Annotated in this window: 21 protein-coding genes; 14 read left to right on the top strand and 7 right to left on the bottom strand. The window is 43.7% G+C overall.

From position 1 onward, the window contains the following. Positions 1 to 39 precede the first annotated feature (39 nt). The 3 genes from N6H06_RS16620 (at position 40) to N6H06_RS16610 (ending at position 1,903) form a co-directional block, all read left to right on the top strand. Positions 40 to 855, top strand: coding sequence for a DUF2268 domain-containing protein (locus tag N6H06_RS16620; RefSeq protein WP_062749462.1), 816 nt, complete (start codon positions 40 to 42; stop codon positions 853 to 855). Between the two features lie 74 nt (positions 856 to 929). After that, on the top strand, positions 930 to 1,676 hold the full coding sequence (locus N6H06_RS16615) for a YjbA family protein (RefSeq protein WP_263707551.1): 747 nt from the start codon (positions 930 to 932) through the stop codon (positions 1,674 to 1,676). A gap of 104 nt (positions 1,677 to 1,780) precedes the next feature. Then, entirely contained in the window at positions 1,781 to 1,903 is a 123-nt protein-coding gene (locus N6H06_RS16610; RefSeq protein WP_255222685.1) for a hypothetical protein, read from the top strand. 97 nt (positions 1,904 to 2,000) lie between these two features. Here N6H06_RS16610 and trpS read toward each other — a convergent pair whose 3' ends face one another. Together trpS and N6H06_RS16600 are read right to left on the bottom strand one after the other, a co-directional pair. Then, positions 2,001 to 2,990 carry a tryptophan--tRNA ligase gene (gene trpS, locus N6H06_RS16605; RefSeq protein WP_062749458.1) on the bottom strand — a complete coding sequence of 330 codons (990 nt, stop codon included), beginning with the start codon at positions 2,988 to 2,990 and terminating at the stop codon, positions 2,001 to 2,003. Positions 2,991 to 3,143: 153 nt separating this feature from the next. Then, on the bottom strand, positions 3,144 to 3,305 hold the full coding sequence (locus N6H06_RS16600; protein WP_179290385.1) for a hypothetical protein: 162 nt from the start codon (positions 3,303 to 3,305) through the stop codon (positions 3,144 to 3,146). 45 nt (positions 3,306 to 3,350) lie between these two features. Between N6H06_RS16600 and N6H06_RS16595 the strand changes: the two genes are divergently transcribed. Beyond that, entirely contained in the window at positions 3,351 to 3,932 is a 582-nt protein-coding gene (locus N6H06_RS16595) for a TlpA family protein disulfide reductase (RefSeq protein WP_062749456.1), read from the top strand. Here N6H06_RS16595 and N6H06_RS16590 read toward each other — a convergent pair. After that, positions 3,897 to 4,436: an HD domain-containing protein gene (locus tag N6H06_RS16590; RefSeq protein ID WP_062749454.1), complete on the bottom strand. Its 540-nt coding sequence runs from the start codon at positions 4,434 to 4,436 to the stop codon at positions 3,897 to 3,899. The two genes, N6H06_RS16595 and N6H06_RS16590, sit on opposite strands and share 36 nt — an antisense overlap. A 79-nt stretch (positions 4,437 to 4,515) precedes the next feature. Between N6H06_RS16590 and trhA the strand changes: the two genes are divergently transcribed. From trhA to N6H06_RS16550, 8 genes are all read left to right on the top strand, one after another. After that, positions 4,516 to 5,166 carry a PAQR family membrane homeostasis protein TrhA gene (gene trhA / locus N6H06_RS16585; RefSeq protein ID WP_062749452.1) on the top strand — a complete coding sequence of 217 codons (651 nt, stop codon included), beginning with the start codon at positions 4,516 to 4,518 and terminating at the stop codon, positions 5,164 to 5,166. A 143-nt stretch (positions 5,167 to 5,309) separates the two neighbouring features. Next, positions 5,310 to 5,540 carry an excisionase family DNA-binding protein gene (locus N6H06_RS16580; protein WP_062749450.1) on the top strand — a complete coding sequence of 77 codons (231 nt, stop codon included), beginning with the start codon at positions 5,310 to 5,312 and terminating at the stop codon, positions 5,538 to 5,540. A gap of 21 nt (positions 5,541 to 5,561) precedes the next feature. Then, on the top strand, positions 5,562 to 6,776 hold the full coding sequence (locus N6H06_RS16575; RefSeq protein WP_082808403.1) for a putative glycoside hydrolase: 1,215 nt from the start codon (positions 5,562 to 5,564) through the stop codon (positions 6,774 to 6,776). Between the two features lie 125 nt (positions 6,777 to 6,901). Further along, positions 6,902 to 7,447, top strand: a complete 546-nt coding sequence (locus tag N6H06_RS16570; protein ID WP_062749447.1) for a GNAT family N-acetyltransferase — start codon at positions 6,902 to 6,904, stop codon at positions 7,445 to 7,447. Positions 7,448 to 7,497: 50 nt separating this feature from the next. Further along, entirely contained in the window at positions 7,498 to 7,635 is a 138-nt protein-coding gene (locus N6H06_RS16565; protein WP_156323127.1) for a hypothetical protein, read from the top strand. 231 nt (positions 7,636 to 7,866) lie between these two features. Beyond that, positions 7,867 to 8,262, top strand: coding sequence for a transcriptional regulator SpxA (gene spxA, locus N6H06_RS16560; RefSeq protein WP_011247371.1), 396 nt, complete (start codon positions 7,867 to 7,869; stop codon positions 8,260 to 8,262). 222 nt (positions 8,263 to 8,484) lie between these two features. Next, positions 8,485 to 9,114: an adaptor protein MecA gene (gene mecA / locus N6H06_RS16555; RefSeq protein WP_062749445.1), complete on the top strand. Its 630-nt coding sequence runs from the start codon at positions 8,485 to 8,487 to the stop codon at positions 9,112 to 9,114. 246 nt (positions 9,115 to 9,360) lie between these two features. Then, a complete protein-coding gene (locus N6H06_RS16550; protein WP_263707550.1) occupies positions 9,361 to 10,569 on the top strand; it encodes a competence protein CoiA in 1,209 nt (402 codons plus the stop codon). Between the two features lie 69 nt (positions 10,570 to 10,638). Here N6H06_RS16550 and N6H06_RS16545 read toward each other — a convergent pair whose 3' ends face one another. The 3 genes from N6H06_RS16545 to N6H06_RS16535 all read right to left on the bottom strand — a co-directional run bounded on the left by N6H06_RS16545 (position 10,639) and on the right by N6H06_RS16535 (position 12,425). Further along, entirely contained in the window at positions 10,639 to 10,818 is a 180-nt protein-coding gene (locus tag N6H06_RS16545) for a hypothetical protein (RefSeq protein ID WP_062749441.1), read from the bottom strand. A gap of 291 nt (positions 10,819 to 11,109) precedes the next feature. Further along, the gene (locus N6H06_RS16540) at positions 11,110 to 12,012 is read right to left on the bottom strand and encodes a ClpXP adapter SpxH family protein (RefSeq protein ID WP_062749439.1); all 903 of its coding nucleotides are present in this window, start codon (positions 12,010 to 12,012) and stop codon (positions 11,110 to 11,112) included. A 17-nt stretch (positions 12,013 to 12,029) separates the two neighbouring features. Then, positions 12,030 to 12,425 (bottom strand): globin domain-containing protein, encoded by a 396-nt coding sequence (locus tag N6H06_RS16535; protein ID WP_011247367.1) that lies wholly within the window; start codon positions 12,423 to 12,425, stop codon positions 12,030 to 12,032. Between the two features lie 157 nt (positions 12,426 to 12,582). Here N6H06_RS16535 and N6H06_RS16530 point away from each other — a divergent pair, with 157 nt between their 5' ends. Then, positions 12,583 to 13,272 (top strand): lytic transglycosylase domain-containing protein, encoded by a 690-nt coding sequence (locus N6H06_RS16530; RefSeq protein WP_263707549.1) that lies wholly within the window; start codon positions 12,583 to 12,585, stop codon positions 13,270 to 13,272. A gap of 187 nt (positions 13,273 to 13,459) precedes the next feature. On the opposite strand, the gene N6H06_RS16525 is transcribed toward N6H06_RS16530, so the two are convergent. Then, on the bottom strand, positions 13,460 to 14,023 hold the full coding sequence (locus tag N6H06_RS16525) for a CYTH domain-containing protein (RefSeq protein ID WP_212953972.1): 564 nt from the start codon (positions 14,021 to 14,023) through the stop codon (positions 13,460 to 13,462). Positions 14,024 to 14,150: 127 nt separating this feature from the next. Between N6H06_RS16525 and N6H06_RS16520 the strand changes: the two genes are divergently transcribed. Then, complete coding sequence (locus N6H06_RS16520) at positions 14,151 to 14,525, top strand: UPF0738 family protein (RefSeq protein WP_062749433.1); 375 nt, start codon at positions 14,151 to 14,153, stop codon at positions 14,523 to 14,525. The last annotated feature ends 6 nt before the right edge of the window (positions 14,526 to 14,531 follow it).

Here is a 14,531-nt window from a genome sequence, read left to right as displayed (position 1 = left end):
CAAAGTCAAGTGTAACTCTGTTTTGAAGGATGTGAGAGTGTGGGAATCGTCAAGACAAACAGATGGATTGAGCTATATGTGGACCATTACGAGGAGCAATCTGTCCAAACAAGGTATAGGCAACTGTTTATCCAGCCACTTCAATCGCTTTTCGCTTATTCGACTGATCAGCAACTGGCTACTTATTTGCAGAAAGTCGGTTTATTTTTGCCCAAAACGAGGAAAAGCCGCTTGAGGCGATTTTTGCACTCAGATTGTTGGACTGTAGCTGGCGAACAGTTTACCGCTTTGAAACATAAATGGCAGGGGCCAAATGTGCCCGTTTTCTTGTTGCCAGCAAATGAAGAACATAAACGGCTCCAGGCAGAACTAGGAGGGAAAATGGGGCTTGGCTTTCCTGATGGCATCGTCCTTTTTATTTCAAGCGACATTGAGGAAAATGACTTAAAAGCATTAGTCACCCATGAATACCATCATGTTTGCCGATTATGGCGCACACAGGAAACAGAATCGTCCATTTCGTTATTAGAATCGATGGTGATGGAAGGACTTGCTGAATTAGCTGTAATAGAAGAGGTCGGTGAAGCATATGTGGCGCCGTGGACAAAAAAATATGATCGTCATTGGCAAGAAGAATGGTTTGTCCGCTATTTGAAGCCGAATTTGTTGAGAAAAGGAAGAAGCAATTACAAGCCTTATCTCTATGGCGACGACCGGGCAGGCATTCCGGCTATGCTAGGCTATTATTACGGTTTCAAGCTTTGCAAAGCAGCAGCTGAACGTTCTAGCAAAGACACGTTAGCCTTTCTAGATGAGGATGCTGAGTCGGTACTGCGCAATGGAAGGGAAACATGAAAATGGTGTTTAAGATTTGCCCCTCGTGACCATACTGACTCCAAAGAGCATACTAGTGAGGAGGATCGATTCAGATGGTCATGATGAGAGATATATGGGTAAACTGGTTTGAAGGCGAGGAGAATGGATACAATGTGTGCCCGTTCCATGAGTGGAGAAGTGAAGACCGCATAGAAGTGCTTGATCAAGTAAAATTGTTGAAAGTGGACGAGAAGCTAATGGATTACATAGAGGACCAGCTTCTTGATTTGCCAATGGAATTGCTCAAAGAAGTGTTTCAAAAGAGCTATTTGCGCAAAAACATGTCACGCATCCAACTCGATTATTGTTTTATTGCCACTGATGGGAAACGGATTATTGCAGTAGATACAATGGGATACAAAACGCCAATTAGAAAGAGCCGGTTAACGCCACGCCAAGAACAACTGGTGTTTGAGACATTAACTGAACAAGATGTCCCTTATTTCCAGTTAGAAATCCCTCTGCCTGCAAAAGAATACCATTTGCTTTCCCCGAGTCCTGCCGAGTTAGCGGGATTGACCCGCAGGGAAAGGCAACTGAAGCAACTGTTGTTGATGGTGCTAGATCAATTGCAGACAACAGGCTCAGATGCGGAAATAAAATATTGGTGTACAGAGTGGGACCCTCTGACATACAAAAAACTTCGGCAAAAAGGCCGTGCAGAAGTGTGGGAACAATTGTTGAACGGCGTTCGTGCAGGTTGGAGCAACCGCCATTACAAATTATGTGAAGCGATGGTTAAAGGCCATTCCTTTTTCGAGAAACTATGGGAGTTGGAGCATCCAGAGCGGGTAAAGTAAGGAAAACGCGTTAAAGCAAGGGGCCTGCTTTAACGCGTTGTTTTTCTATTTACATCGTATGCGCTTTCTTTTATAATGGAAGCGACAAAAGGAGGCACGGATTGATGGAGACAATGGACTCATTTGCGTACTTAATTATGAAAATTTTAACGGTTGTTTTGTTAGTCGGCACGCTCGGACTTTCCTTTTTTGTTGGGAAAGTGTACAAGAAAACGAATGGCTATTAAGACACGAAAAATCACTTAGACTGATACGACGTAGCACACGGCTACGTCGTTTTTACGTTCATGCCATGAAATGCTTCATGTTTTATGCCGAATAGGGTTATCTTGTCTTTCTGCCTAAGCCCATCGCACGCTCTGCTTTTGCGAGCGTTTTTTGTGCTTTTCGGTTCGCTTTGTCTGCACCTTTGTCCAATATCGCATCAAGTTCGTCTGACTCGATCAGTTCATAGTAACGTGTTTGCACTGGTTGCAGCGCTTCAATGACTGCGTCGGCAAGGTCGGCTTTAAAAGGGCCGTAGCCAGAGCCTTTATACAGCTGTTCGAGCTCAGTGACCGATTTGCCAGAGCAAAGCGAATAAATCGATAGCAAGTTGGAGACCGCCGGCTTTTCTTCGCGATCGAAGCGAATTGTCCCTTCTGAATCGGTGACGGCGCTTTTAATTTTCTTTGCAATCGTCTTTGGCTCGTCAAGCATCGAAATATAGCTTTTCGTATTGGGATTCGATTTGCTCATTTTTTTATGAGGGTCATTTAAAGACATGATTCTTGCGCCGACTTTCGGGATGCGCACCTCAGGAACAGTAAAAATATCATTGTACTTGGCGTTAAAGCGCTCCGCCAAATTGCGGGTTAATTCCAAATGCTGCTTTTGGTCTTCGCCAACGGGCACAATGTCCGTTTGATAAAGCAGAATGTCTGCGGCCATTAGCGGCGGATACGTTAACAGCGCAGCTGAAACGGCCTCTTTACCGCTTGATTTGTCTTTAAATTGGGTCATGCGTTCCAATTCGCCAATATAGGAAACACACTGCATCATCCAGCCGAGCTGGGCATGGGCTGGAACTTCCGACTGGATAAACAATGTCGACTTGTTTGGATCAATCCCTGATGCGATGTAAAGGGCGGCGAGGCTGCGGATGTTTTCACGCAGTTTCAAACGCTCTTGTGGTACCGTTATCGCATGCTGGTCCACAATACAAAAGTAGCAATCGTAGTCATTTTGCATGTCGGCAAAGTGTTTCAATGCCCCTAAGTAGTTGCCAAGCGTCAATGTGCCGCTCGGCTGAATTCCAGAAAAAACGGTTTGCATACGTTCAACTCCTGTTTTGTCACTCTTCTCCATCGTAAATCAAAATGCAAGCAAACACAACTCTTCCATCTAAACAACGTAAAGGCGATGCATAAAGAGAGGGAAGAGGGACATACACTAGAGGGAACCCTATTTTTTACAGAGGCAGGTCGGTTAATGGGTTCGATTTTGAAAACGTTTATATAGTAGCAAGCCGAGGTTGAGTGCCACAAGCAAGCTAAACCATAAAAGTGAAAAAGGGACGTCTTGCAAAAAAAATACGAATAGCAATAAAGCGAGGCAGGCAACGGCTTGGCAAAGTTGATACATGTTCATCGAAAGACACTCCTATCATCCTCCAAGAAAGGGCGTTTTTTTGGCATGATCCGTTCTATCAGACGGTCGATCTTGTTTTTAATCCTAGTAGCAGCGATTCTGGCAGTAGGATGGTTCCATTTTAAAACAGAATCGATTTTCCGGCACGTGGAAGCGATTGTACATGCAATGGAAGAAGGGGTTCAAGAAGGGAAGGCGGCCCCTACCTTTGCGTTGCCGACTTTATCTGGCGGCATTGGGGAATTTAATCCAAAAAAGGGAGCGCATCGGTATACAATGGTCCACTTTTTTGCGACATGGTGTTATCCATGCCAAGAGGAAATGCCATTGATCGTGGAAGCGGAAAAGCGACTGAGTCAGCAAGGCGATCATTTTGTCGCCGTCAATTTGACGAGCGAAGAGAAAGGCATACAAGAAGTCAAGGCATTTTTAACTCATTTTAACGCGCCGTTTGACCCCCTGTTAGATAAAGAGGGGGACATCCAAGAACAGTATCAAATTTTCGGTATACCAACGACGCTTGTTGTCGATAGGGAAGGAAGAATTGTCCGGCGAATCAACGGGGCGATGGATGAAGGGATGCTAACTGAGTTACCGCCCTTTTCTGTTGCCGGCGCCAGCCTGTAACAAGCCGTCAATTTGGCTATCAAGTTCCGTCAGCAACTGCCGTGCCGTTTTTGCCTCAATGGTCCGGTAGTGATGACTGCCTTTTGGCTCTTCATCGAGTGCATCCGCTTTTGCGACCACCGATTGCAATGGGCTGAGGGCAAGCTCCCCATTGGGCAAGTAGGAGTCTGTATGCAACAGAATTGCCAGTGCGATTTCTTTCGCATGACGGGGGTGTTCCCCAAGGCGAATTAATAATTTATGGGCACGTTCAGCGCCCTTAATGGCATGAATATCGTAGGCTTTATAAAGCGAGTAGTCCCATTTGCCGTTTTTGTACCAAGTATAATGCCCGATGTCGTGCAAAAAAGCTGCCTTTGCTGCCAAGTCGGGGTTGACGTTTTCATTAACCGCTAATGCACAAGCGTGGTAAGCACAGCGAATTGCATGAGCCATGCCAGAGCGTTGCAAATACTTTTGGGCAATGTGGTGGTCGTAAAGAGCAACTAGCGTCACTTCTCTCATCATCATTCTCCTTCCATCCACACATTTTTTAATTATCTATGCTATAATGAATGCCAACCGTTGTAAAGGGGGAAGTTATTTGGCAAATACCCACGTTTTCTCGAGACGTGAAGAACTGGTCAATGCGCTCACACATGGTTTCGGTGCGCTTTTGAGCATCTTGGCGCTCGTGCTTTTAATTGTTTACTCGAGCATGCACGGTACAGCTTGGCATATCGTTAGTTTTACGGTTTATGGCACAAGTATGGTGCTCCTATATTTATCTTCGACACTTGTCCATAGTTTTAAGCCAGGCAAGGCAAAAGACTTATTTGAAATTTTCGATCATGCCGCTATTTACTTGTTTATCGCAGGTACGTACACGCCGATTTTATTTATTTTAGTCGGTGGGGCACTAGGCTGGACATTATTTGGGATTGTCTGGGGCATTGCTGCTGTCGGCATTATCTTTAAAGTCTTTTACGTAAAAAAGTTTTTGGTGCTGTCGACGGTCATGTATGTAGCAATGGGCTGGATTGCTGTGTTTGCAATCGGTCCGATTATGTCAACCCTTCCTAGTGGTGGTATATGGCTGTTGGTGCTTGGTGGGATTTTTTATACCGCTGGGACGATTTTTTATGTCTGGCGTGGATTTTTGTATCATCATGCGATTTGGCATTTGTTTGTGTTGGCAGGCTCTGTCTCACATTTCTTTCTTGTATTTTTATTTATTTTGCCAGTAGGCATTTAAAAACGATCTGGGCATTTGACCAGATTGTTTTTTCTTCGAGTAAACGGGGTATGGTAGCAAGCAAAAGGGACCGTTTCCAATAGGGGAAGAGTCTACAGTCTGAACCATGTTATACTTTATTGGGCGAGGGAGGGAGAGAGGCTGTGTATATTTCGCTGCAAGAATTGGCTTCTTATCTTGGCGTTACTCAGTCTTATTTAATGGAACAAGCTCGTCTTGGAAATATACGTGGCGTTTATGACGGAGAAATGTGGCTTTTTAACAAAACGCAGTTTGAAAAGCTTAAAGAACAGCTTGAGAAAAGGCAAAAACAGTATGTAAAAGAAGAAGAAGAGCTAATTCCAGATGATTGGGATGCCCATGATGAGGATTAAAGGATGAAAGGGAGTGTATGTGTGTGTAAATTGATGAAAATCGGCTGCTCAGCTCTGTTATCTGCTTCATTGCTAGTTGGTGTTAACGGTGGGAGCGTTAAAGCTGCAGCGGGTAATGCGATGCTTGTACATGGCCACAAGCTTGTTGGTCAAACGCTGTATGAAACCCCAAAACTTTCAACACGCTTTGCGAACCAGTCAGGGTACACGTTCGATTATCCAGACGAGGGAGTGAGGGGGATTTATGTGTCTGGACACTCCGCTGGAGGAGAACGTTTTCATTCACTTGTTGATTTCGTCAATGAAACAGGGCTTAACGCGATGGTCATAGACATTAAAGATGATCATGGCAATATTACATATATGCCTGATGAGAGCTCACCTTATTACAACATTGCGAAGAAATACATAAACGACCCTGAGGAAATGATGAAAGCTCTTGAAGAAAACGGGATTTATCCAATTGCCCGAATTGTTGTTTTTAAAGATACGACCTTAGCTGAAATGAAACCGGAGCTTTCCTTTAAAGAAAATGGCTCTGTCTGGAAAAATGGCAGGAAAGAAGCATTTGTCAATCCATTTTTGGAGGAAGTATGGGAGTATAACGTCGGCATTGCCGAGGAAGCAGCACAAATGGGGTTCCGAGAAATCCAGTTTGATTATGTCCGCTTTCCAGAAGGATTTGAGAAACGCGATGAAACACTTGAATATGAAACAGGAAAATACGGGGATGACGAAATTGACAATGTGCAACGCCGTGTAAATGCAGTCACCGATTTTGTCGCGTATGCCCGGGAAACATTAAGCGTCTATGATGTAGATGTATCCGTTGATATTTTCGGCTATGCGGCAACCGTGCCTGAAGCGCCAGGAATTGGACAAAACTTCTTGAAAATATCAGAGAACGTCGATGTCATTTCTTCGATGATTTATCCGAGCCATTGGACGTCTTTTGAAGGATTGGACAAGCCTGACTTGTATCCTTATGAGTTAACCGATGGCTATGCCAAATTGGAAAACGAGCTTTTAGAGCAGCTAGAGGAGAAGAAGCCGGTGTCGCGGCCGTGGATTCAAGACTTTACTGCTAGCTATTTAGGATCAGGAAATTACTTACAGTACGGAAAAGACGAAGTAGAAGCGCAAATCCGTGCCTTGTATGAAAATGACATTAACGAATTTTTACTATGGAATGCGGCCAACACTTACACAGAAGGGGTCGATTACGACAATCCGTAAAAGCAGCTTCAGCTGCTTTTTTTTTGAGCAAATAGGGCAAACTAACTAAATGACGGGTTTAGGACAAAAAAGAAAATGGCTATATAAATGAGTATGTGTTAAACAAAGAATGGGAGGAATGAAAAATGCCGACTTGGTATGAGAAGCTTGCTGACTATTTTCCAGTTGAGGAAATGAAGTCAAAACAGCATATGGAACTGTTGTTAAAAGAAAAGGGAGACATCTACCATAAGGAAGAGAGCGATAACCATGTGATGATGTATGTGGAGACGGATGACTTTATTTTTGTCGATTATTTGTTTGTGGCAAAGCAGGCTAGGGGAGAAGGGCTAGGGAAAAAGCTGTTACAGCAATTGAAAAAAAAGCAAAAACCAATTATACTTGAAGTGGAGCCTATCGATTATAAAGACACGGATACACAAAAGCGTCAGCGCTTTTATAGTCGTGAAGGGTTTAAACACGCCAAATCAATTGGTTATCGTCGTCGTTCTCTTGCGACAAATAAAGTGACGGAATTAGAAATCCTTTATTGGTCACCAGAGAATGAAGATGAGAATAGTATATATGAGAAAATGAAGCACACGTATGAGAACATCCATACGTATAAAGACAAAGCGTTGTATGGAGAATCATACGAAGCAGTTGATGAAGTATTAACATTGAAAGAGTAAGACGGTGGACTATAGGCTCCTGACAAAAAGAAACGGGAGGGCGAAGCGCTATGAAACAAAAAAAGAAAGCCAAACAAAAACGAAAGCGCCTAGCGTGGAAAGATGCTTTTAAAAAGCAGCTAGACAACTTGAAAAACCGTCGTCCGCAGGAATATCCTTATCCCCAATCGAAAAAAAGCATTGCATAATCCGCCGTACGCCGTACAGGCGGTTTTTTTCTGGAAATAGGTTTATGGTCAGGCAATGTCGGGAAGTGAGCATTTATAAGAGGATTTCCCATAGTTTTTGTTCAATCTTTGTATAAGTTTTTCGCAACGACTCTATACAACAGTTGAACAAACTTGTATAATAAAATGGTGATGAAGCGAACGATAACGGATACTCTTGTCACACTTTGATTAAAGGAGAGGTTCAATAAGATGGTCACACTACTTACATCCCCTAGTTGTACATCTTGTAGAAAAGCGAAAGCATGGTTGGAAGAGCATGATATTCCTTTTGAAGAGCGTAATATCTTTGCATCTCCACTCTCTGTTGAAGAAGTAAAACAGGTTGTGCGCATGACAGAAGATGGCACAGATGAAATCATTTCCACACGTTCTAAAGTTTTTCAAGAACTGGACGTAGAACTTGAATCATTGCCTTTACAAAAATTGTTTACGATCATTAGCGACAATCCTGGTCTGCTTCGTCGTCCGATTATCTTCGATGAAAAACGTTTACAAGTTGGATACAACGACGCTGAAATTCGCCGTTTTCTACCAAGAAAAGTGCGGACATTCCAATTGCAGGAAGCACAGCGCTTAGTAAATTAATACGAACCTTCTACAGAAACCTCTGTAGAAGGTTTTATTTTTCTTGACATTAACCACAGCATGCGAGAGAATAAAGAACTAACAAAATACGTTTGCACCCGTCAGAAAGCAGATGGATTCCATTTTTCGGCTAGTTATCATACAATAGGAACAAGGAAGGCAAGCTCACTGTTTCCTTGATAAAGGCTACCTAATGTTAAGATTACAGGAGGGGGAGCGAGTATGGAAATCGAACGAGTAAATGACTCAACCATTCGGTTTTTCATCACGTATAAGGATATTGAAGCACGTGGATTTGAGCGTGAAGAAATTTGGTATAACCGTGAACGTGGTGAAGAACTTTTTTATGATATGATGCATGAAGCAAGCGACAGGGACGAATTTGAACTAGATGGCCCGCTCTGGATTCAAGTTCATGCCCACGATAAAGGCTTGGAAATTCTTGTTACACGTGGGCAATTGTCAGATGGCAATGTAAAATTAGAAATTCCCGTTAAAGAGGACATGGAAACAGAGGAGCAGGAAGATGTTCCAGTCCGCACGTTCGAAGAGAACGAGCTAGACAGTCTCGAGCTGATTATTGGTTTTAAAGAGCTCGAAGATATAATATCTTTAAGCAAAGCAGTTCGCCCTGAGGGAGTGCTTAATACACTTTACCACTACGAAGGCCGTTATTTCTTGCATGTCCAATTCACGAACGATCTTTATACAGAAGATGAACAAGACAATTTGTTGAGCAGGATGCTTGAGTATGGCTATGAATCCGAATTGACGATTCACAGGCTCCAGGAATATGGCAAAGTCATTATTCCAGAGACCGCTCTAGCGAAGCTATATTCAACTTTTTCCTAAAATCATAGAAAACGCTTGTAGATCGAGGGAGTGAAGGCAAGGGAAGACGCGAATCGAACAGATGTTCATAAGCGGTGGTTTTCTTCTACATGTGTAACCACAATTCCAAAGCACAGATCTATACCAACGTGTAAGCGAGCGTTTGTTACAGTCTATAAGAGCCATGATAGGCTCTTTTTTTGTTGCGTAAAAAAAGGATAAACGCGAGGTTGGTTTGAATAAAAAAGGAAGAAAGGAGTGTGGCCATTGCTTCAAGCTTTAGATGAAAACGATCGTCTTATCAGTTTTACAGATAAACGTAGCCATTCAGAATGGCGGTACTTACAAAAATCAGGGCGCTTTCGTTGTCCAATCTGCAACCAACAAGTAAGGATGCGACTTGGAACAAAAATACGTTGGCATTTTGCCCACCAAAAAAGTGAGGCGTGCCCTTCTGGAGGGGAAGGGGAGTCGGATGAACACGTACGCGGAAAACAATTGCTTTTTCAGTGGGCGGCCAAGCAGAACAAAGCGACACAATTGGAAAAATATTTAAGGAAGTCAAAGCAACGACCTGATGTCTACATTCATGCTTCGTCGCCGCTTGCGCTGGAATTCCAATGTGCGACCCTTTCCGCCAAAACGCTATATGAACGCAATATCTTGTACGCACGCCAAGGCATTTCCCCAGTTTGGATTTTTGGGGGAAACCGTTTAAAGCGGAAGCGCCGCCAAATGTTTCAAATTCAACAATTTGAATGGTATGGCCTCCAACATGCCCAAAGGGAACCATTTTTTATTTATTTAGACGCACATACTGAAATGGTATGTTTGCTCCGCTATGTAATCGCTGTTCTCCCTTCCTTAGCACTTGCTACCCCTTCGTTTATTGCTCTCGAACAGTTAACATTAAGCGATTTGCTCCAGCCCCCGTCGCTGTCAATTTGTTATACAGACAGCTTGTCTGCCTATCGTCGGCAAGTCAAAAACAACCTCCACCGCAATCGATCGTTAGCGCATTTACTTGCAACGCTGCAATTGACCAATATTCCGATCACTGCTGGCTGGCCCTTGCCGGCTCAACGCTATATCCAAATTTCCCCGTTTCTATGGCAGACATCGTTTATCCATGCTTATTTGTGTCATGCTTTTAAAGGCTCTCCACTAACTCTTACCCAAATCGATGTGTTATTATCGTCTTGTTTACGGCAGTTCCGCCATCCTTTCAAACCTTATTGCGACCCGAAAAAAATCACTTCCCAACTAGCGCGAGAATACCTAGCTTTGCTTGAAGCATTCGGGCTGTTGAAAAAGGTAGCTCCTGCCGCTTTTATAAAAAGCGGCGGGGAAATCCTTTCTTACAGAGGAGAGGAAAAAGAGCAGCACTTTCTCCATTGCTGGCATGAATCGTTGTTATCAAAAAATAGGCATGCTGGTGAAAGCGAAACCAAGCAAGGAGAAGGGGCCGGCATATAGGAGCATGCATGGACAAAAATGTTTTCAGTGTTGGGAGAAAGTCATTCGGTTGTCTAAGCATTTTTTTAGTTAATGGGGACGGTATCCTTTAAAGCGCGGCTTCTTTTTTAATGGCCGGAATAAGCAAAAAAGCGCGATGAATAATAGCGGAACGGCCACCCAAATTGGAAAAAGGTGCAGCAGTCCAAGAATATACAAATAAAACGCAACAAGCACAAGAGCAAGGCGAAGCAAAATTTTCCGTTTCATTTTCAGAGCTCCACACCCTTTTTTCACAAAATAGGATACGGCGATAACGATGTTTCCGTATAGGCCAGCAGCGTGTTTGTATAACATATGCCTGGGAAAGGAAACTATGTGTGGTTCATTGTACAAACTTGGTTAATTAAATTTCTTGTTGCTTCTCCTTGTTTTTTTCAGTAGAATAGAAGTGTTGCAACTCACATTCTCTTCGATTGAAAGGAAGGCTGTCTGCTTTATAAGCAGGCAGCCTTTTGGTTTTTTGGACGAAAAAGAAAGGACCCTGCATAGGCTGGATCCTTACGTTAACCATTTCCAAAAAGTTCCATATTCATAAGGGACAGCTTCTACTTTTTGCTGTAACATGAGTGTCTTTAGCTTCTTTTCGGCTTCTTCACAACTCAAATCCAGAACCATCGCTACTTCAGCAGTTGCTAAAAAACCATATGTTTGTAACAATCCCTCGAGAGTCGGTGGAGTCGCTTTTGCTGGTACGAAGCCGAGCATATCTTCCAATAACTGGACATATATCGAGAATGGATACTGGCCAGAAATTTTAATGCCCGCTTCTTCCGAATTATCGTTAAAAAAAACGAAAGTTGGAACGGTATCAACGTCCATCTCGTTTGTCGTTTGCACGTCACACTGAAGCGCTTTGGCGGCGCTCGGTGAATGGAAGTCGGCTATAAAAGCATCAACGTCCAGCCCTGCATCGGCGGCGCATGTCTTTAACACGTCTTCATTGGTAATGTTCTGTTTTTGTAAAAACAACGTTTCTCGAAGCTTGCGCAAAAAGCGGTGGCCAGCCTTTGGTCCTTGTAGTTCTGCTGCTTTTATCGCAAGTGAAGCTTTATATGGATGAAAATCACCAAGTTCTATATCCCCGGCGTAAGGCATATTTGAGGATGATACACCTTTCACCCATACCGGCGGGCGTGTATGTTTGGCTTTGCCTGCTTCGCACGCATTCCACACATTCAACTTTCCAGCAAGCAGGACCCGTATTCGGAAATAATGACCATATTCGACTTTGAGCTTCTTTAGAATCGGCTCCATCGACCAGCATTGAGCGCACAGCGGATCAATAAAGGTGTAAATCTCCAATGGTTTTTTGGCAGGCAGCGCTTCATTTGCCTCGGGAGAAATGCCACAAATCCCGAGTTCATGGTCACAATGGCTAGTCACGCGATGTTTGGCGTTCATGGGCCAACTCCTTTCTTTTATCCCGGCGTTGGGTGATTAACCATATGATGTGCAGTAAGCCTAAGCCGATGCATCATATAATCACGAATGTCGCCTGATAAATGCACGTCGTCCATGGCACGCTCCATACAGGAAAGCCAAGCTTCAGCTTGGACAGGAGAGATGACAAACGGCATATGCCGCGCTCTAAGTCTCGGGTGCCCAAACTCTTCTGTATAGAGCGGTGGACCGCCGAAAAATTGCGTTAAAAACCGCTTTTGTTTGTATGCTGTATGAGTCAGGTCTTCAGGAAAAAGGTGGCGAACGTCTTCATGGGCCGCGATGTAGCGATAAAAAGCATCGACAAGTTCGCTTATTTTTTCTTCTCCACCTAAAGCCTCAAACGGGCTTTGTTCATTTCGTTGATCAGGCACAAATGGTCTCTCCTTTTCGTTTGCCTAGATCCATTGTAGCAACCATTGTTCCGTTCAGCAAATAATGTGTTTTTAGAGTTAAAAAGAGGAAATCCTTTCTGTCGATTTTTCGCAAACTTTGTTATAATGGAAGAAGAAAACTGCATGGAGGGGAAATATGGAAATTTCGTTTTGGCCACAGGCATACACAAGCGAACGGGTTTCACCACAAGCATCGCAAACAGATGAAACGACTTCATTTGCGAAAATGCTCCAATCTGAATGGGACAAAAGCACGCAAATAAGCGCTCCACCATTACAGTTGCCGTTTTTGCTGCCGATGTTGCAGCAGCCGCTGTTTTTAGATGAAAAGAATACATATGAAGACGTTTCTACTTTACAAACGAAAACAACAGGAGAAGGCTACGGCAAAATAGAGCAAGAGGTTGAACAAACCAAGGCATCAGCAGCGTCAACAAGCAAAGCGGGATCCTATGGACCGCTTATTGAGCGTATTGCCGGGGAATTTGGGGTCGACGCTAAACTTGTTAAGGCGGTTATTCAACACGAGTCAAACTTCAATGAAAGAGCCGTAAGCCCAGTAGGAGCTAGTGGGCTCATGCAATTGATGCCTTCCACGGCGAGAGCGCTTGGCGTTAAATCGATTTTTGACCCTGCTGAAAACATCCGTGGTGGAGTCAAATACTTAAAGCAAATGCTAGACCGTTACAATGGCAATGAAGCACTAGCGCTTGCCGCTTATAACGCCGGCCCAGGAAATGTCGATAAGTATGGCGGTGTCCCACCCTTTAAAGAAACACAGAATTATGTTCCGAAAGTGCTTAATACATACCGCAGTTACGCATAAACGTGCAGCCTTTTTGGCTGCACGTCAACTGTAAAAATATTTGACAAACCTTTTCTATCAGTCTGAGGGAGGTTGTCAATAAAAATGTTGATTGGCGAGATGGGTAAGGAAGTGAGTGACTGAACGGACTTCTTGTTTCTCTTCTCCACATCCTTTGTAGGGGAAAGGATTGCTCTTGCCTCTTGTTCTATTGAGTTGCTTGCTCGTAAAAACGGGCAACTTTGTTTTTCGCTGGTACGAATGGCACGTCAGCTTCTGCGAGGAGTTGGGTAAGGATGGATTCAGCGTGTGCAAGTGACTGTCCCTCATATTCGATTTCAAAATCTTCAGTCCCTGCGTATAGGCTATGGTCTAAGCATAGCACCCCCCCTTTATAAGGCACCTCCATTCTATAGGTCGTTAACGAGCCAAAGTGGCGAACGGCGGGAATAGTCCCAATGAGCCCTTTAATGGCTAATTGAACTTCCCCTTCAGGAAGCGTTCCAGTTAGGAGCAATTGTTCTTCGCTTCTGGTGAGGGACTGGTGTGTTTCTAACAGTCCGCCCTTTGCTGGGGCTTTTAATGTAAAGACGGACGAGCCCTTTTTTTTGCGGACACGTAGGGCTGCGCCTGCATTCTTCAATTTAAAGTCAGCCGTATCATAGTAATCATTTTGCTGTTTTTCCGCTTTTGTGCCGAATTTTTCGGTTAACTGGCGATAGGCAGCCTCACTAAGCATCGATTTTGCTTCATACTCGATTTCTTTAACCATGGTCGTTCCCCATTTCTGCGATTCTCGTTCCTTATTATACGTAGATTGGCGTCCTTCTGCAAAACGTGGGTTTTCAGGACGTTTTGTGTTACACTGATTACGGAAAAAGCAGCTTTGGGGGATAAGGATGAAACAGTATAAAGTATCGGCTATTGAAGTGGACGAAGAAGCGAGCACTGTGGAACTTGAAGAGGAAATAGACGCACAATTGGCGGCACGATTAAAACCAGGAAAGCGCGTGCTCGTCGATTCTGATCAGTTTGCCTTTATTTACATTCTTGAAGATGAGGAAGCGTTTTACGCTATCCGTTTTGAAAAGAACGTTTGGCCAGCATTAAATAAAGCGCATAAGTTAAAAACGAGTTATTATGTAAAGCTTAATGAACATACTCGCCTTGCACTCGTTGATATGGAGGAAGAGCTGGCATTTCTTCTAGAGAACATTCGTGGCAATGGGAATTATGGAGAGGCCTTTGAACAAGCAGTGAACGACGCATTTTAGTTTTTT

Origin of the sequence: Shouchella tritolerans (assembly GCF_025770735.1) — a bacterium.
Classification (GTDB): Bacteria; Bacillota; Bacilli; order Bacillales; family Bacillaceae_D; genus Shouchella; species Shouchella tritolerans.
This window is presented reverse-complemented; position numbering and strand designations above follow the sequence as displayed.